14 protein-coding genes are annotated in these 18,654 nt (G+C 37.0%); 3 read left to right on the top strand and 11 right to left on the bottom strand.

The annotated features are described in order from the left end of the window. Window position 1 precedes the first annotated feature (1 nt). The 11 genes from KQI76_RS03900 to KQI76_RS03850 all read right to left on the bottom strand — a co-directional run bounded on the left by KQI76_RS03900 (window position 2) and on the right by KQI76_RS03850 (window position 14,381). Entirely contained in the window at window positions 2–637 is a 636-nt protein-coding gene (locus KQI76_RS03900) for a GntR family transcriptional regulator (protein ID WP_216399003.1), read from the bottom strand. Window positions 638–1,134: 497 nt separating this feature from the next. Then, on the bottom strand, window positions 1,135–2,253 hold the full coding sequence (locus KQI76_RS03895) for a 5-methyltetrahydropteroyltriglutamate--homocysteine S-methyltransferase (protein WP_216399002.1): 1,119 nt from the start codon (window positions 2,251–2,253) through the stop codon (window positions 1,135–1,137). Between the two features lie 687 nt (window positions 2,254–2,940). Further along, the gene (locus tag KQI76_RS03890; RefSeq protein WP_216399001.1) at window positions 2,941–4,563 is read right to left on the bottom strand and encodes a glycoside hydrolase family 13 protein; all 1,623 of its coding nucleotides are present in this window, start codon (window positions 4,561–4,563) and stop codon (window positions 2,941–2,943) included. Window positions 4,564–4,612: 49 nt separating this feature from the next. Beyond that, a complete protein-coding gene (locus KQI76_RS03885; protein ID WP_371817645.1) occupies window positions 4,613–5,590 on the bottom strand; it encodes a LacI family DNA-binding transcriptional regulator in 978 nt (325 codons plus the stop codon). 948 nt (window positions 5,591–6,538) lie between these two features. Beyond that, window positions 6,539–7,060, bottom strand: coding sequence for a YdcF family protein (locus tag KQI76_RS03880; protein WP_216399000.1), 522 nt, complete (start codon window positions 7,058–7,060; stop codon window positions 6,539–6,541). Between the two features lie 387 nt (window positions 7,061–7,447). Next, entirely contained in the window at window positions 7,448–8,428 is a 981-nt protein-coding gene (locus tag KQI76_RS03875) for an ATP-grasp domain-containing protein (RefSeq protein WP_216398999.1), read from the bottom strand. Between the two features lie 667 nt (window positions 8,429–9,095). After that, window positions 9,096–10,670, bottom strand: a complete 1,575-nt coding sequence (locus KQI76_RS03870) for a bifunctional metallophosphatase/5'-nucleotidase (protein ID WP_216398998.1) — start codon at window positions 10,668–10,670, stop codon at window positions 9,096–9,098. Window positions 10,671–10,804: 134 nt separating this feature from the next. Then, entirely contained in the window at window positions 10,805–11,611 is an 807-nt protein-coding gene (gene phnE, locus KQI76_RS03865; RefSeq protein ID WP_216398997.1) for a phosphonate ABC transporter, permease protein PhnE, read from the bottom strand. 14 nt (window positions 11,612–11,625) lie between these two features. After that, window positions 11,626–12,441 carry a phosphonate ABC transporter, permease protein PhnE gene (gene phnE, locus KQI76_RS03860; protein WP_216398996.1) on the bottom strand — a complete coding sequence of 272 codons (816 nt, stop codon included), beginning with the start codon at window positions 12,439–12,441 and terminating at the stop codon, window positions 11,626–11,628. Between the two features lie 3 nt (window positions 12,442–12,444). Next, window positions 12,445–13,218 (bottom strand): phosphonate ABC transporter ATP-binding protein, encoded by a 774-nt coding sequence (phnC, locus tag KQI76_RS03855; RefSeq protein ID WP_216398995.1) that lies wholly within the window; start codon window positions 13,216–13,218, stop codon window positions 12,445–12,447. A 101-nt stretch (window positions 13,219–13,319) separates the two neighbouring features. After that, window positions 13,320–14,381 (bottom strand): phosphate/phosphite/phosphonate ABC transporter substrate-binding protein, encoded by a 1,062-nt coding sequence (locus KQI76_RS03850; RefSeq protein WP_216398994.1) that lies wholly within the window; start codon window positions 14,379–14,381, stop codon window positions 13,320–13,322. 323 nt (window positions 14,382–14,704) lie between these two features. Here KQI76_RS03850 and KQI76_RS03845 point away from each other — a divergent pair, with 323 nt between their 5' ends. The 3 genes from KQI76_RS03845 to KQI76_RS03835 all read left to right on the top strand — a co-directional run bounded on the left by KQI76_RS03845 (window position 14,705) and on the right by KQI76_RS03835 (window position 18,499). Next, entirely contained in the window at window positions 14,705–16,042 is a 1,338-nt protein-coding gene (locus KQI76_RS03845) for a CoA-disulfide reductase (RefSeq protein WP_216398993.1), read from the top strand. Window positions 16,043–16,263: 221 nt separating this feature from the next. Further along, window positions 16,264–17,325, top strand: a complete 1,062-nt coding sequence (locus KQI76_RS03840) for a DUF4352 domain-containing protein (protein WP_216398992.1) — start codon at window positions 16,264–16,266, stop codon at window positions 17,323–17,325. A gap of 358 nt (window positions 17,326–17,683) precedes the next feature. Further along, window positions 17,684–18,499, top strand: a complete 816-nt coding sequence (locus KQI76_RS03835) for a class I SAM-dependent methyltransferase (protein WP_216398991.1) — start codon at window positions 17,684–17,686, stop codon at window positions 18,497–18,499. The last annotated feature ends 155 nt before the right edge of the window (window positions 18,500–18,654 follow it).

Here is an 18,654-nt window from a genome sequence, read left to right as displayed (position 1 = left end):
ATTAAAAATGACGCCATAAAATAACATCTTTAATCGCTGTTCGGGCATTCTCAAAATCAGACACTTCTATACATTTAATAAATGTTTCGATGGACTCATGGTAAGATTCAACTAAATCCATTTGCCATTTAGTTTGTGCTGCTACATTTGTAACAAATATCGTCTTTTTAAAAAATCGTAACATAGCTATATTTCCTGATACATCAATAAACAATTTTAATAAGTGGGCGAATGAAACAACATATTCATATATATCTTCTGTAGACTTCTTTTGTTTCATTGTTTCAAAACGACGTAATAGTTCATCTTGTAGGTCAGATGTCCACTTCGTTTCACATTTTGTAAACGCAAAGTCCAATATAGAGTAGAGAGCTTCCAAATAGTCACTTAATTCCTGGTCTGATACTGTTTTAACCCTGACGCCTTTATGTTGGATTTTCTCAACAACACCATCCCTTTGTAATAAATAAAACGCCTCACGAACAGGGGCATGACTTACCTGTAACTCTTTAGCGATGCTTGCTTCAACCAAACGCTCACCTTGCTTATAATAACCAGAAAATATACGAAATAATAATTGCTCAGCTATTTGTTCTGCAATTGTTGTTTTTGAAATTGATTGATTATTGAGCCCCATCAGACCACTCCAATAAGTTTTTTTCCTGTCTATTTTAACACAGTTCAACTTATCGAGTAGGTAAAATTAAAGTGTTACATTATAGATTATCGATAATCTATAATGTATTTTAATTGAAAAGACCATTATTTTCAAACTTCTTGCTTAACTATGTATGCAAACAGTGTAAAGAATGATTAGGAATTAAAACATAGAAATATCATGCTTCATTTACTTTCTACATGGATAGATGGGGCTTACCTATTTCAAGAGATAATGTAATAACAACTCTTTTCATACATAAAATTACTTGTAGGATTACTAATGCAAATGACAGTGGGATTAAATCTTAGGGGAAATTTACCCTCCACTATCATTCGCTAATTGGCGTATCAATTAAAAAAGTGAAGGGTAAATAATCTATTAATTTACGATTAAAAACATTGGTTTTTGTTCATCTAAAGTTAGTCATTGAGTGGAGAAGATCCTATGAAACAATCTGCTTGATAAGATTACGTTTACCAGACTTCCTTGGCAATCTCCACTACATGTTTCAGCTTATTCCATTGATCCTCTTCTGTGATCTTATTTCCTTCTTCTGTACTTGCAAAACCACATTGAGGACTTAGCGCCAATTGTTCGAGCCGTAAATATTTACTGGCTTCATCAATACGTTTTTTAATAACTGTCTTATCTTCTAATGGTGCCGTTTTAGAGGTAATCAAGCCTAAAACAACTTCTGTGTTTTTATCCTTTATATGTTTCAAAGGTTCAAAGCCACCAGCACGATCGGTATCATATTCTAGGAAATAAGCATCATAACCTAATTCGTCAAAACGACGGGCAACATAGTCATAGTCGCCGGCACCATGAATAAAGGTTGAACGGAAGTTTCCTTTGCATAAATGGGTACCAACAAGTAAATCTTCAGGTTTATCCTTCAATATGTCTTGCGTTGTTTTAACAAGGAGATCAAAAATATCATCGATTGGCAGACCATAACATTTGTCCTCGATTTCCTTAACAAATTCCTCATCCGTTAATGCGGCTAAAATCGTATCATCAAACTGGATATATCGGCACCCCGCTTCATAAAAAGCATGTAAAGCGTCCTTATAAGATTGACCAAGGTCTTTGAAAAATAATTCAGCGGTTGGATAAAGTTCCTTTTCAGTTTTTGAAATTTCTCTATAAATTGAAACAAAAGGTGCTGGAATCGTCATTTTCGCTAGTTGTGATCCATCCCCGTGCTTATCAACCATTTCCTTTAGGAATTTGAAATGGTCAATAAACTCATGGCCCTCCCACTTAATTTTACCATCTACCTCAACTGTTTCAGCTTTTGTTTCATCACCATCAAAGATAAAACCCGTATCCTTTTTAATTTTTTTAAAACCAGTTAGACCAAAGTAATAATCAAATTGCCACCAGGCACGACGGAATTCACCATCTGTAATTGCTTTTAATCCGACATCAATTTGTTGTTTAACAATCTTCTCAATCTCAAGATTTTCTATTTCCTTTAATTGCTCCAAAGTTAAATCACCTGAGGCAACTTTTTGACGTGCTTCTTTAATATTATCTGTTCTTAAGACACTACCAACATGATCTCCTTTAAATGGAAGTTGTGTTGACATATTACTCCCCCTCCTATTATCGAACTTTTCAAAAAATTTAGTCTAAAAAAATTAGCCAGAAAAATGAAAACAACTCGTCCAACAGTCAAATTTAGTTCCAGATATGAGAATAGCTTTTAAAAAACAACATAATCAATGAATATTCTGCATGCCCCACTCAAGATAAATGCCTATTCACATTTTATCATGAAAGCCTTCAGATGAATAGGAGCTCATTGTAAAATTCCCAAAACGGAAGCTATAATAAGGCGAAACTTCAATCAGAGGGGATTTGAGGCCTGCAGGACCTAGGCCATAAAGACGTTACCACAAGAGGTGGTCGTTTTTTGTCTGCCTTCCCCTATCCCAACTGATTGTTCGTACCATAGGGGGCATCCTAAAGGCCCCTAAACCAAACGGACTTTTACAAGCAATCGATCACCCACTTATCTTAAACGCTTTTGCCCAAATCTTGAAGTGGGAATCTTGTTGCCTGTTAATTCGGGAAAAACGATGGACTCCCCAATGATACTTTCTTTATGTTCACATGGAAGTTTACAACACCCCAAAATACACTTTACTTTTAGCCGGCATGGTCACTGAACCTTACTTATTGGTAGGATTCAGAAGCTCTCGAATACATGCTATATCTGCAAAAGTCTCCATGTTTCTCTTTCATAAAATTTAAGCTATAAAATACACCTAATTCTACATTCTAACGACCAAAGCTTCATATGGCTGCAATTCAATATCTTTTAATCGAGCATTATTCCGCTGATAATTACTGATAATTACTTCTGCAGGCTCCACATCCAGATGACTAAAGTGAGATGAATGTTCAGATATATTTGCAATAACCAACCATGTTTCTCCCTCATATCTTCGGTAATAAGCAAACACCTCTTCAGGCGTATTATCTACAAGTTCGAAATCTCCCCACACCACGATTGGGTTTTCTTTTCTAAGTTGAATAAGTCTTTGATAGGTATAAAAGATTGAATTCGGATCCTCTAAACTTTGCTTTACATTAATCTTTTGGTAATTTGGGTTTACATGTAACCATGGTAGCCCAGTGGTAAATCCACCATTCTCTGAATCATCCCACTGCATAGGAGTTCTTGCATTGTCACGTCCCTTTGCATTAATTGATTCGATAATATTTTCTTTTGAGTATCCTTTTTCTAAACGTTCATGATACATGTTTATACTTTCAATATCTTCTACTTCACTAATGTCATTTATCGGGTAATTGGTCATTCCAATTTCCTCACCCTGGTAGATATAAGGCGTCCCCTTCATTAAATGCAGTAATATCCCAAACATTTTTGCACTTTCTGTTCTATACTCCTCATCATTACCCCAACGAGAAACAATACGAGGTAGGTCGTGATTGTTCCAGAATAAGCTATTCCAACCTTCATTACCTAAAGACGTTTGCCATTTAGATAACACTTCTTTTAATCTACCAATACTCAACGCTTGTAAATCCCACTTTTCTTTTCCAGCTTGTTCATCTAATCCAATGTGCTCAAACTGGAAAACCATTGACAATTCATTACGTTTTGGATCTGAGTATAGTTTAGCAATTTCAGGAGTGGCCCCCCAAGTTTCACCAACTGTTAAGACATCGCGATTACCAAATGTTTTGCGATTCATCTCTTGTAAGTATTCATGCAATTTTGGCCCATTTCCTGTAATCTCTTGATCAGGTACTTTTCCAATCAAATCAATAACATCCATTCGAAATCCACCGATGCCTTTGTCTAACCAAAAATTCATCATATCGTATATTTCTTTACGGACCTCTTCATTTTCAAAATTTAAATCCGGTTGTTTTTTACTGAATAAGTGCAGATAATATTGACCACTTGCTTCATCATATTCCCAAGCAGATCCACTAAACGTCGAACGTAATCCATTTGGTACATCACCATCAACCGGATCTCTCCAAATATAATAATCCCGATAGGCATTGTCCTTACCCTTTTTGGCTTCAATAAACCATTTATGCTCATCCGAAGTATGGTTAACTACTAGGTCCATAATAATCTTAATTGATCTCTTACTCGCTTCCACAATCAATTCATCCATATCTTCGATAGTTCCAAACTCATCCATAATATCTTGGTAATCGCTAATATCATAACCATTATCATCATTTGGAGATTTATATACTGGACTTAACCAAATCGCATCAATACCCAATTTCTCTAAGTAATCTAAACGGCTAATAATTCCTCTTAAATCACCAATACCATCCCCATTACTATCCTGAAAGCTCCTTGGATAAATTTGATAAATCACTGAGCTATGCCACCATTTTCTTTCCATTTTATCAACCTCATTTCTCTACGTATACGTTTACGTAAAATGTTTATTTTTATCTTGCTTTCACAGAATCTCTTTCCACGATTTCAAAAGGAATCACTTTGGATTTAATCTTACTTTTATTTCTTAAAGCATCTATAACACTTTCACAACCACTCTTCCCCATTTCATAGAAGGGTTGACTAACTGTTGTTAAGGGGGGGACACTCATATAAGATATTCTTGAATTGTCATACCCGATAATAGATAGATCATCAGGAACATTTAAACCATTTGCATATGCAGAATAGATTCCCCCTAATGCAACATCATCACTGAGGCAAAATACTGACGTAACCTTAGTTTCCTTAATTAGTGTTTCCATTGCATCTTTTCCTGAATCAAAACTATAGTCTCCATACTGGATTTTAACAGGGTCTATTTTAATTCCTGATTCTTCAAGCGCCTTTTTATACCCCTCTATCCGAGGGATTCCCGAAACCTTATCTTCCGGGTTTCCTCCTATACATGCGATACTCCTATGACCCTTTTTGATTAAATAGTTTACGGCTGCGTACGATGCCGCATAGTCGTCAACTTTTATATAAGGGGCTTCAGAACGTTCTGAAATCGTAGACAGTAAAATATATGGAATTCCTAAGGATTCTAATAGATCAATTTCTCTATCCCTTAATTCTACAGAAACAATAATCAATCCATCCACCCTGCGTTCAGCCATCATATTAATACTTTCATAGATTCTAGAACGATTTATTCCAGAGTGGTTGATAATTACACTAAAACCATTTTCATAAGAGACATCTTCAATACCACTTACAATATCTCCGTAAAAATTACTTGCAACATTCGGCATAATAACACCAATAATATTACTTTCTCTTGTCACTAAACTTCTCGCCATTTCATTTTTTCGAAAGCCAAGTGACTTTGCTCCGGCTAATACCTTTTTCCGTGTTTCCTCACTATAGCCCCCTACATTGTTTAAAACCCTTGAAACGGTTGCAATTGAAACATTCGTTAATTCTGCTATATCTTTAATTGTTGGTGCGATTTCAATCCCCCCTCAAAAGCAAAAACAAGCAAACTCTTCAGGTTAAACGTTTACGTAAAACGCAATATTTATCTTGAAGCTTCCTGTCATTATATATATATCGTTATTGAATGTACCTTTAAGCGAAAAGTCTACTCTTATTGTCTGCAATTCCACTCAACTTATAAATTTCAGATCATTCCAAACCGTTTATTAACTTGTTCATATTTAAAGTAAATAACAGAGTAAACGTTTACGTATATAAATTATCACTTTTATTTTTATAAGTCAAGAGATTTTTTAGTCTTTATCTCTCAATATCTAGGGGTGTGTTGTAAAATGAAGCGCAACAGTTAAAAAAGACACGAAGATTCGTTATACTAAAGTCACCACAACCAGTATATTGAAGAAGTTCATCGATAAATTTTTGTTTCATCGCAATCTCCTCTTTAACTATTTTATTATGATAGGTAAGTATAGAGCTATTGTTTTTTATCATCTGAGCATCATAGATTTGAACTTTAAATCATTCACTAATAACTTTCTAAAATACAGGGTTATAACTTATAAGCAGTTTGTTCAGCAAATATAAAAAATTGTGTTTAAATTAAAATCTAACAATTTGATCTTTCTCACGCAATTCACCATCAGGGTCTTTCCATGTAGTTTTTGTTGTTACCTTATATCTCTGAGCATCCAAAAACTTAATCCCTATCTAAATATCTATTTCAACGAGTACTACTAATAATCCTTCGTTAAAAATTGCCCTACCTTAATCTGATGTTTACAACAAATAATATGCCCCCGCCAAGCGAGAGCAAAGTAATGTGCCACTTCATCAATTTCATTTCTTGCATAGAATTATTCATCCACCGCAAAGGCCCCAGTCCTTCCGCCTTGCGCAACAATTGCCAAGTCTCCACGATACCTACAGAATCTAACTCCACATTAATATCTGATTAAATAATAAACCCACTTCACATACTCAACCGCAACAACATAAATCCCTCTAAAATTAAACCACCAAAATCTCGAATTAAAAAATCTATTTTTCGAACCTGTAAAAAATAATCTTACGCTAGTATCCTGATAAACCTTTTTAAAAATATATCTCGCTCGACTCGTATGAAATTCACTAGTCACAATGATCACCGACCTAAACTCCCGATCCAAGACAATTTCCTTTGTCAAAGTAGCGTTCGTAAAAGTTGATTCAGCTCTCGATTCTAAAATAACCAAATCCTCTGATATGCCCTGTTCACGTAAAATATCCTCATCAAAATCATCTGAATTTGATAGAATTAAATAACTTCCATACCCTTCATTAAATAGCTTTATCCCCTTTTCTAATCGACCCTCAAAGCCACTCAATACGATAATAGCATCTGACTCTTTCAGTTGATCAACCCTCACCAACAAATTGCCCGCAGTGATCAAAACAATAATGACGATGACAATTAAAGTTACCATAAACTAATTCCTCTTCTCCTACAACAATTCAAGCGTTTAAGCTAAATCTATATTTCTATTTAAAAATTGCAGAAAACAACGATATACAAGCCTACTCATCTTATATTATCAAAGATACTCTATTTTTATAACAAACACACGAGCTAAATATTGCAAATAATTGATAAGAAGCACTTAATCGACGATAAAAGAAAACAACCCAGACTTGTGTGATTCCCAAATCTGGATTGTTTAACCCGCTAACCTAATTAGTCCTAAACCAAAACTCTACTGAAAACAGAATCCGGATGAGCTTAGCATTTTTACAAGACAATCAACCACCCGGCAACTAAATATACAAGCGCCGCAAAAATCTTTTGGCAACACGGGTATCCATCACTCTATATTCTACTCTACTGTCTCCGGAAACATCCCATCAATCACCTTACTCGCCACATCGATCCCTTCACCAACCCAGGGGAAATGGTGGAGTGTAATCATTGGGTCTAAGTTCACTTCAATGATGTTAACCTCATCACCGTTAATTAAGACATCTACACCGGCTGCTGTCACACCAGGAATAGAAAGCATCGCTTGTCTAATGTACTCGATTGTCTCTGCGCTAATCTCAGCAGTGACATCAATCGCATCACCACCTGTTGAAATGTTCGAATTATCCCGTAGATTGACGACGGTATCTTTAGCCGGAACAGATTCATAAGTATAATGATGCTTTTTAAGCACACGCTCAGTTTCTTCATCCATCTCCAACAATTTATGAATCGGGTTACCAACTCTTTTACGATCCGCATTCTTCAATTCAATCAACTCTTTTATATTATGCTCACCGTCGCCAACCACGTTCGCTGGTACACGATTAACAATACCAACAATTTCTTCATTGACATAAGTGAAGCGATACTCCTTCCCTTCTAAAAACTTTTCAACTAAAACCTCATTATTTTCTACTGCAATCTTTTCAAAACACGCTTCAAACTCATCATGTGTATTGATATTAACGAAAACCAACTCACCCTTCTTACCGTCGTAAGGTTTTAAAACAACTGGCAAAATTGACTCAGCCCATTTCCAAGCTCTGTCTAAATCCGTTTTAGCGAAAACGGTATTTTCAGGTGCATTAAAGCCTTTGCTCTTAAGCAACCTGCTCGTCACTTCCTTCATATCCATCGTTGTCCTAGCCAAATCAGAATTATATGAATGCGTCACTATCCCATCATGGATTGTATAACTCTTGCTTGGGTGCGACATGTTAAAATCTCCATCAGGTAAAATCTCTATTTCTACCCCGCGTTTAATCGCTTCATAAACGAGCAATTCATCACCAAAACTCAAAGTCCTGCCTACTACGTCTATATATTTCAGTGTCATATCTATCCTTCTTTCAAATTGTAATTAGCTGTGTGCATTCATTATACGCTATCTAAAAGTAACATCAAAATAATCATCGTTAAAAAGTACAAAATAAAATTGGTTTACACATGTGAAATTCATCGATCTAATAACTCTTTACGGCTATTCGGTAATTCACAGTCTTTTTTATGTTTACTTACAAGTACCATAAATAAGATACATCCACTTTAAAATTATTTACACATACGATTTAGTTCTATCGTGCATTTCCTTTTCTTCCACGTTTTGCTCTCAACTTCCGTGATTTGCTCTCAACTTTCATGATTTGCTCTCAACTTTTGCGATTTGCTCTCAACTTTTAAGATTTGCTCTCAACTTTTGCGATTTGCTCTCAACTTCGGCGTTTTGCTCTCAGCTTATCACATTAGGAGAACTATATGCAGATAACAATCTTAATAATATAGTTATGAATCAAATAGTCCACATTAGTCTTAAAACTTATTCAGTGTTTTTCTACAAAATTGCTTCAATATTATTGTGTGGAATCTACATTAAAGCTCTGTTTTAAATTTTTTTTATCCTTAAGCTAACCTAGCCTTGAATCTAAGCAAACAGCCTTAAGCTCATTATTATCAATGGCTTAAGGCTGATGTTTTACGAATGTCTATTTATGCTAAAAAACTAATTAGTATCTAACTCTCCAATTATGATTAACGGTTGCTTCGATCACTTTATGTTCTAGAATGTAATTGGCAATCAATTCGGATACATCAATCGGAATTTCCTTCACAACCGGGCAGGTTTGATACATCATGTAGTCACCGCCACCATTGGAACGATAGTTATTCATAACAACATCTAGCTCCTGCTCTGGCAAGAGTCTTTCTCCTTTATAGTCCAAACGGGTGATACGCTCTCCTACAGGTTTACGGATATCAATCTCGTACTCGATACCTTCCCACATATCATAGTTATAGTGGGCAGGCTTTGGTGTGCTAAATGCTTTGCTCACTTCTACTCTGCCATCAGATTGACGTTCAAAGTAACTTGCAGATCGTTCAAGCGCATCCTTGATAACCTCTCCAGTTACGCGAAGGACAACCAATGTATTTGGATAGATGTAGTTAGCAACTACGCTGCGCATTGTGACATCATTCGGAAAACCTGGGGAAAGATTATCAAATAGAGCTGTGTTAGACACATCAACTCCAGCGGCATCCATTTGAACTTTATTAATAAATTCAATTAAGGCATTATCTTGGAGGCGAATCGCCATTGGATCTGTAACCGTCATATCGCCTGTAATTTTTCCAATTGGCTGATCAAGCCACTTTTGGGTCTCATCCTCATAGGACTGAATAGATGTGACTACATTCGTGTCAGGCTCTACTCCTTCTACAGATAATAGATCAGTATTCGTCTCAGTCACTCGATAATGTCCCTCATCCTTTTGGAAAGTTACCGTCACCTTACCAAGTGCAAGACCGTTATTTCCCGGTTGGATGACAGGCACACCATTAACTTCTCTTCCTGCTATTTGACGATGCTGATGTCCCGTTAGAAGTAGATCAATTCCTTCTAGCTCAGTACAGAGCTGGTAAGCTTGATTCTCTCCTGTTAATGCTTCTGTTGGTTCACCTGTTTCCAGATCACGTTCAAAACCACCATGATAGGAAACAATCAGAAAATCAATCTTTTCCTCTTTTTTAAGTATTGGGATCCATTTCCTTGCGCTTTCGACTACATCTTCAAAGCGAAGTCCCCTAATGTGTACTTCCTTCTCCCAGTTTGGAATATATTTTGTTGTAAGACCAAGGACACCAATGCGTGGTCCATTTTCAAAGGATTTTATAAGGTAGGGTTTTCCGAAATAAGGTTCACCTGTCTTGGTATCTACAATATTGGCGGATAGCCAAGGTTGAGTTGACTCCTCTACCGCCTTATTTAATAGGGGGAGTCCATAGTTAAATTCGTGATTGCCAATCACACTTGCATCATAGTTTAAATCATTCAAAATGGAAACCATCGGATTTGGTAAGGTATGCTGGGAGCGTGCATAGTGATAGGTAAGCGGAGTGCCCTGAATAAGATCACCGTTGTCAATCATTATTGTATGTTCATTTTTGGCTTGCTCCTGCTTGATAAGTGTTGCAATCTTAGCTAAACCGAGCTCTGCCTTTTCATTTGTACCATAATTTTGTGGCAAAACATTCCCATGAATATCACTTGTCTCCATGATGACCAATTTAAAATTTTCCATTATAAAACTCCTTCATTCTGTTAATTGAGCCTATCAATTGATAAAAATAGTTTAAAAAAACAAGTATAGGCGAAAGGGAATAGTTCATATGCGAATTTCCCCACACATGAACTATCCCCCTTATTCCAGTCTTTTTAACCACGTACCAATTTTCCACGTATTTTGTTTGAGTATATTTCTACAATTAGGATTAGGATAACTAGGCCAATTAAGATGGAACCAACCTCATTCCACCGGTAAGCATTCATGGCGAAGATCAAGGGGGCTCCAATACCACCAGCCCCAACTAATCCTAGGATAGAAGCTTCTCTTAAGTTCATATCAAACCTATAAATAACAATTGATAAAAACATGGAGAATAATTGCGGGATAATGCCATAGCGTATTTTTTCAAATGTTGTACAGCCAATCGAGGTCATTGATTCTAAAACGCCAATATCAAGATCCTCAATGGCATCAACAAACAATTTCGATAACATACCGATTGAAACTAATGCAATTGTCAATATCCCTGCAAATGGCCCGGGTCCAGTTACCCGAATGAGCATTAAACCATACACAAGAGATGGAACGGTTCTTACCATAATCAGAAATAATCTGGTTAACCAAGCAACGGGTGCTGGCACGATATTCGATGCAGATAAAAAGGCAAGTGGTACTGCCATGATTGCTCCAATAATTGTACCTAAAAAAGCAATTGCTATTGTTTCAACTAATAAATACGGAACACCTTGACTAGTAAAGGATAGCAATAGTTCCAAGTCAGGATTGATAATACCTGTGAGAATACTAGCGGCAATCGACCAGCCACTTTCTTGCATATTCTCAAAACTGAGCGCTGTTAATGACCATACAAATAGGAAAAGTAAAATCGTTGTTACAACAATGATATACCGTCTATTCTTAGGTGCTACTTTTAATTGTTTTTCAATTGTATCCATCATCTTGTTCCCCTTTAGATTAACCTTTTTCTGAAGTGTTCACTGACTCTTTCAATAAGAAAGACGGTAATTATAAGCATAAATAGAATCATTCCTACACTTGAATAATCACGCCAGCCTAAGCCTTCATTGAGCAATAATCCAATCCCACCAGCACCTACATAGCCTAAAATAGAAGCATAACGTACATTTCCTTCAAAGCAGAACAGAGAAGTAGATAAATAATTCGGTAAGACTTGAGGGAAAATGGCATAGCGAAATGCCTGTACCCGTGTCATTCCAAGTGATTCCATTGCCTCAAAAGCATCCATGTTCACATTTTCAATCTGCTCATATAAAAACTTCCCAACATAAGCAATTGTGAATAGAAAAATAGCAACCGTTCCAGCAAGTGTCCCTAGTCCAAATATAAAGGTTGCAATAAGTGCCATTACAAGTGTTGGCATCGTTCGTAATATACTTAAGAAAACCCTCGCAATCCCTACGATGACTCTGTTTTTCACAATATTATTTGATGCTAGATAGGCAATTGGGATCGCAGTAAGTGAACCCAATACAGAACCAAGCAAGGACATTTTGATTGTATCCAGTAATGGCTGCCATATATGTGACGTATAGTCCCATCGAGGCGGGATCATGTCTAAAATAATGACGAAGAATTGATCCCATCGTTCAAATAGTACAGGCAAACTAAAACCAGTCAACTGTACCGAAAAATAAACCCCAATCAGAAGTAGAAGCAAAATAAGAGGGGTAGGTGACCTTTTTTCAATAACGACTTTTCCGTTCGGTAGGGCTATCTTCTTCGGAGGGAAAATCTTATCATACATCGCTTACTCCTCCTTATCCTCTATCATTGTTTTCTTTTCCATTTGGCCTTTATAGATATTATCTAGGATTTCATCTGTAACTTCTTCTGATTTACCATCGAATACAACCTTACCATCTCGAATACCAATGATACGGTCTGCATACTCCAAGGCTACTTCAACATGGTGAATATTAATGATGACAGAAATATTCATCTCCTCATTAATACGCTTAAAATCATCCATGACTTGTTTGGAAGTAACGGGATCAAGAGAAGCAATTGGTTCATCAGCCAGAATAATATCTGGATTTTGTGCTAATGTACGTGCTAGTGCAACACGTTGTTGCTGGCCACCCGATAATTGACTCACACGGATATATGCCTTATCAAGAATACCCACTTGATCTAGTGCACTCAGTGCTTTTATTTTATCTTCCTTAGAGAATATCCCTGTCAACCTCCGCCAAAAAGGAAGTTCTGGAACCAAGGAAACTAGGACGTTCTTTAATACAGTTGTTCTTGTGACAAGGTTAAAAGATTGGAAGATCATCCCAATCCGTTTGCGGAATTCCCGAATTTCACGGCCCTTTAAAGAACTGACCTCAACATCATCCACAATTAATTGTCCGCCAGTAATATCATGCATCCGGTTAATACAACGAAGTAAGGTTGATTTACCAGCACCAGACAGCCCAATGATGGCAACAAATTCTCCTTGTTCAATTGTTAAATTAATTTCCTGTAGTGCCTTTACCTGATTTCCATATGTTTTCTCAACATTAATAAATTCAATCATCCATGGATCTCCTATCTTATCAAAAATGAGGATGCCCCCCACAGGGATCGTTTCCTCTTAAGGAATCACCCTGTCCAGAACAACCTCATTGATTTTATAACTTATTTTAGATTTCTTACAACCTCTTGTGCTGTTCTTTCGTCATCATAATCAGAGTCTTTTGATATCTGATAGCCTTCGTGATTATAGATAGAGATAACTTCTTTTCCTTCTTCTGTTTCTCCGATATTAATGAATGCTTGTTGAATGGCTTGTTTTAAACCATCATCCATAATATCAGAGTTCTTGCTGACACTGACTGTATCATTATAAATTCCAGGTGTTACCCCAATGACATTTGTTTCTTCCCAAATTGATTTTTCACGGTTAAAATCACTTGTCCAACTGTCCTCATTATCACGTCTTGCATCAGCATATGTTACAAGCACATCAATTTGTTTTCCTTCAGCTAGACGGGCAAAAGCACTTCCATATGAATCTGATTGTATGACATTATCAAGATCAGTAATTGTCTTATCAAAATTATCGCCCAACCAGATTGCTGGATAGATATAACCCGCTGGAGATGAAGATGACATAACAGCCCAAGAAGCGCTATTCACATCTTCCCAAGTCAATTCTTCGCCATTATTTACTTTTTCCGCTAATTCTTGTCCCTTTTCAGATGGACCTGCAATAATAAGGGCACGATAATAAGTTACTTGTTCATCTGATGGTTCTGTAGGCTTGTTATCATTCCAATCACTCGCATTATCAGAGTCTTTATTTAAGCCTGCACGAGTTGCTGTTAAAACAACTTCTGCACCATCATCATATAATACATATGTCCCACCAGGGATGAGTCCAACATCTATAGTACCAGCAGAAAGACCTTCTCCAACAGCTTCATAGTTTGTCCCAACTGTAATATCTACATTCTCTACATCATAGCCTTGTTCAGCAAGTTCCTTTGTTAAAAGCTCTTTTAATGGCTCTGTAGCCGTAATAATTTCTTCTGGTTCTCTTGAAGGTACAAAACCAATTGTTAATTCATCGATTTGTACATTCCCTGTATCTTCTGATGCTCCATCGTCAGATGTGCCATTATCGCTATCAGTGCCTCCACATGCTACAAGTACAGAAATAACTGCTAATACCATGAAAGACAATAAATATTTCCTCATTATTCTCTTGCCCCCTAATAAAATTCTTTTGTCTCAATTGAATTGTAACGATATACGATCATAATCGTCAAGGTATTTTAGAAAATTAACATTGAGTTTACAAAACATCTCGAGCGTCTGATATGACTATTATTTACAAACAGTAATTTACTATGCACCTGGTTTAGTCGTTTAAAAAACAAGCCCTATTTGAAGAAAAGCGCTTCAAAATTAGGAAGCTTTTACTCTGATTTCATTCAAGGTGTGAAATAAATAATCTCTATTGGGGTATAGATGATAATGAACATCTATTTCAAACTTTATTTAAAAGGGAGGAAATTATTGTGCAATATGTCATTATCGGTGGGGTAGCTGCGGGAATGAGCGCAGCTATGGAAATTTACCGTACAGATGATTCAGCCAAAATTACCGTGCTAGAACGAGGAGAAGATTATTCTTATGGCCAATGCGGATTACCTTATGTGGTCAACGGAGTGATCCCATCTATAGACAAGGTTGTTGCGAGGACTGTTGAACAATTTAGAGACAAATATGGGATTGATGCAAGAATAAAGACAACTGTGACCGGACTTGATATTGAAAAACAGGAAGTAGAAGCCCTTGATCTAGAGACGGAAAAACCCCTTCGAGTGCCTTATGATCGATTACTTATTGCAACAGGTTCAGATCCAATTGTGCCAAACTGGGAAGGAATAGGCTTGCCAGGAATTCATGCCTTTAAAACAATGACAGATACAAAGAAGTTAATGGAGGATTTGACGGATGATAAGAAGGATGTCACCATCGTTGGTGGTGGTTACATTGGTCTTGAAATGGCGGAAAGTTTTAATACACGGGGGCTTAAGGTAAGGCTGATCCAACGCGAACCACAAGTAGCCGAAATTTTCGACCCTGAGATGGCCAAGTTCATTCAAAATGAAGCTGAAAGACAAGGGATTGAAATTATTTTAAATGAATCAGTCCAAAGCTTTTCGGGAACTGACAAAGTAGAGGAAGTAAGGACTGATAAAGCTAGCTACCAAACAGATTTAGTCTTACTTGCTATTGGGGTAAGTCCAAATACAGATTTTCTAAAAAAGACAGGGATTCATATGTTGAGAAATGGCGCGCTCATTGTGAACTCTTATCAGGAAACATCAATTTCAAATATCTATGCCGCAGGAGATTGTGCCTCCCACTACAATCGAGTTAAAAAAATGAACGACCATGTTCCGCTCGGGACAACTTCAAATAAGCAAGGTCGAATCGCAGGTGCAAACATGGCAGGTCACACGATGACCTTTAACGGCATTGTCGGCACATCGATTATTAAGTTTTGTGATTTGACACTGGGGCGAACGGGTCTATCAGAAAAGGAAGCTAAAGCACTCAATTTACCATATGAAGTGATGGCAAGCGAGGCTAGAACTCATGCTGGTTACTACCCAGGCTCAGAAGAATTACATTTAAAACTGCTCTATCATAAAGAGACTCACAAACTATTAGGTGGGCAAATAATTGGTAAAAAAGGTGTCGACAAACGTATTGATGTTCTAGCAACAGCCTTATATGCTGGGCTGACAACTCCGCAATTGCTCGATCTGGACCTGGGCTACGCCCCACCATACAACGGTGTTTGGGATCCGATTCAACAAATGGTAAGAAAATCAGGACTAGTTTAACTTATGACATCTAAAAACAGATTTTCATATGAGCATTACAAGACCAATTCTCAAATTATTTTCAACCGCCAAAAACACTGATATTTATAGAAAATTCAGTATAATCAACTAAATCGTCTATTGACATGGAGAATCAAAAAATATAGTATTTAACTACTTATGGCGGAAATCAAAGTCAAGACAATGCCGCCTGAAAAATATAATCATTGGAGGGACTCTCGATGAAGTACACTCGACTATTATTTTTGCTGTCCATTATTTCACTCTTATTCATAACAGCATGCGCACAAGACACAGATGATGCGCCTGAAGCAACATCACCAACAGAGACTACAGGAGAAGAAACGACAACAAGCGAAGACGATACAAGTGCAGAAGCATCTAACGAACTCTATCATGAGATCGGTGAAACTTTCGTTATAACAACATATTACTCCGATGCAGATGCAGAGGTAACGGTCAATAAAGTATGGACAGAACCTGCTGATGATCATATAGAATATGTAGAGGAACGTGTCAGTTCAATAGAAGAAGATACAAATGTTACCTTTATTGATTATACGGTAAAAAATATAAGTGATGAAGATATTAGCTTATCAGATCTGCTACCAACATATACAGCAGCCAATACAGAAGTAGATGTATCTTATCCTGAAAATGATCTCTTTACTGATGAATTGGAATCCTATGATTACATTCTTGAATCAAATGATTCACTAGACTTAGTAGGTGCGGTTGTCACTGAGGAAAATTATGAATATACATCCGCCTTCTTATGGAACATCACACAAGATATACCGGAAGTTGTATTTTTCACTCCACAATCAGAGCTAGAAAGCCAGATTGGGATATATGAAATTGGTGAGCCAATTTATTTACTCGATTATAAAGACAACGGAAGCCTGCAAGCTACAATCAATGATGTGAACATTGAGGAAGACCCTGACATCGAACAAGGAAGTGTTGACTTAAGTCAGATGTCAGCATTAGTAGTCGACATAACGATTGAAAATACAATCGATGACCTTATAACCATTGAACAAGCACTACCAGTCCCGGTTATAGATGGTGAAATGGTAACTCGTACATTTAATTTTAATAGCGATGGAAATTGGATTGATTTATACGAATCAGAAGGTGTATTGGAAAAAGGCGATAAGATAACAGGAAAGGCCTATATTAGTGTGGAAAAAGATAAGATTGATGATGTCCAATTGTATTATTTCCATCAAGACCTTCTTACATTCCCTGACTATTCCAAAGTGCTGGACTATAACCTATAATCACTAGGCGCTCGAGCAAGTGATCATTAAGGTGAATTAGACAGTAGACATTTATTTAAAGGAAAAATAGCTTTTAAAGCCCATTTTGCCTCAAACTAAAATAGCCCAAATCAGTTCAAAATGGAGCTTCAAAGCAAAACCCTACCAACATATTTTGGTGGGGTTTTTTCCGTCCATATGAGAGCACGATGGATTGGTTGGTCTATTCAAATTGAGAAAAAGAGTGCGCCCAAGCCTAGCTAATAAAGTGAAACTTCAATCAGTGGGAGACTTGTAAGTTATATCTCAATATAGCCAAAAATTGTTTGTGCTATAATCATGACAACAACTATTGTTACAAGGATAAGAGGTGAAACATATGCAGGATATTCGCAAAAATAATATCGACCGGTTTTATGGCTACAGTCAGTTTTACAATCAGAATCGCCCCATCCCACCAAATACTATGATTAAAATACTGACAAGATACTTGACCCATAAGCCCAATCAAGTAGTAGATGTCGGATGCGGAACCGGATTGTCATCCTTCATCTGGTTAAATCAAGCAAATAATATTATTGGCGTAGAACCAAATGATGAGATGCGTGAAGTGGCGATCGCTCAATGGCAAGCCCAAGAAGAGCCTAAAAACCTTCGATTTGTAAAGGGAATGTCAGATCAGCTAGATATCGACTCAGATTCCGTCGATATTCTTACCTGTTCTCAATCCTTTCACTGGATGGATCCCCAACCTACATTGCGTGAATTTGCTCGAGTTCTACGCACTGGCGGAGTTTTCGCAGCTTACGACTGCGACTGGCCCCCTTCCTTTACGATGGAGGTAGAAGAACATTACCAAGCACTGATTGAACAGGCTGAATCCTATATAACCGAACTCGCAGCCAGCGAGCAATTAGCATTTAAATGGAATAAAGATGACCACCTACGACAAATTCGCGATTCTCAACTTTTTTCTTTTTCTAAAGAAATTGTTTTTCACCATTGGGAACCATGTGATGCAGGCCGATACGCCAATATCGCTCTAAGCCAAGGCGGATTACAGACAGCGCTCAAATTAGGGACCAATGATCTTCATGACGCAATCAGCGCCTTTCAACAACATGTAGAAGAAGCCTTCGGAGGAGAGAGCCAAGAAATTCTCTTTAGCTACCGTATGCGTCTTGGGATTAAGTAATTTAAAAGACCAAAAGCCACCCGTTCACACGGGTGGCTTTTTCGGTTGTACAATATATAGCGTTGGTAAGTTAAAAAAACAGAAACCATTGACGCTATATTTTTATTTGAATATTTTATGATTTGTCTCATTTATAACTCACTTTATAATCCCGG

It is taken from the genome of Amphibacillus sp. MSJ-3, from assembly GCF_018919165.1.
Taxonomy (GTDB): domain Bacteria; phylum Bacillota; class Bacilli; order Bacillales; family Amphibacillaceae; genus Amphibacillus.
The sequence above is the reverse complement of the archived record's forward strand: the minus strand, read 5'-3'. Positions and strand labels throughout refer to the sequence as shown.

Excerpts from the sequence above, each read along its gene's own strand:
- KQI76_RS03900 (WP_216399003.1), bottom strand. The coding sequence starts at position 637 with ATGGGGCTCAATAATCAATCAATTTCAAAAACAACAATTGCAGAACAA.
- KQI76_RS03895 (WP_216399002.1), bottom strand. The coding sequence starts at position 2,253 with ATGTCAACACAACTTCCATTTAAAGGAGATCATGTTGGTAGTGTCTTA.
- KQI76_RS03890 (WP_216399001.1), bottom strand. The coding sequence starts at position 4,563 with ATGGAAAGAAAATGGTGGCATAGCTCAGTGATTTATCAAATTTATCCA.
- KQI76_RS03880 (WP_216399000.1), bottom strand. The coding sequence starts at position 7,060 with ATGGTAACTTTAATTGTCATCGTCATTATTGTTTTGATCACTGCGGGC.
- KQI76_RS03875 (WP_216398999.1), bottom strand. The coding sequence starts at position 8,428 with ATGACACTGAAATATATAGACGTAGTAGGCAGGACTTTGAGTTTTGGT.
- KQI76_RS03870 (WP_216398998.1), bottom strand. The coding sequence starts at position 10,670 with ATGGAAAATTTTAAATTGGTCATCATGGAGACAAGTGATATTCATGGG.
- phnE (WP_216398997.1), bottom strand. The coding sequence starts at position 11,611 with ATGGATACAATTGAAAAACAATTAAAAGTAGCACCTAAGAATAGACGG.
- phnE (WP_216398996.1), bottom strand. The coding sequence starts at position 12,441 with ATGTATGATAAGATTTTCCCTCCGAAGAAGATAGCCCTACCGAACGGA.
- phnC (WP_216398995.1), bottom strand. The coding sequence starts at position 13,218 with ATGATTGAATTTATTAATGTTGAGAAAACATATGGAAATCAGGTAAAG.
- KQI76_RS03850 (WP_216398994.1), bottom strand. The coding sequence starts at position 14,381 with ATGAGGAAATATTTATTGTCTTTCATGGTATTAGCAGTTATTTCTGTA.
- KQI76_RS03840 (WP_216398992.1), top strand. The coding sequence starts at position 16,264 with ATGAAGTACACTCGACTATTATTTTTGCTGTCCATTATTTCACTCTTA.
- KQI76_RS03835 (WP_216398991.1), top strand. The coding sequence starts at position 17,684 with ATGCAGGATATTCGCAAAAATAATATCGACCGGTTTTATGGCTACAGT.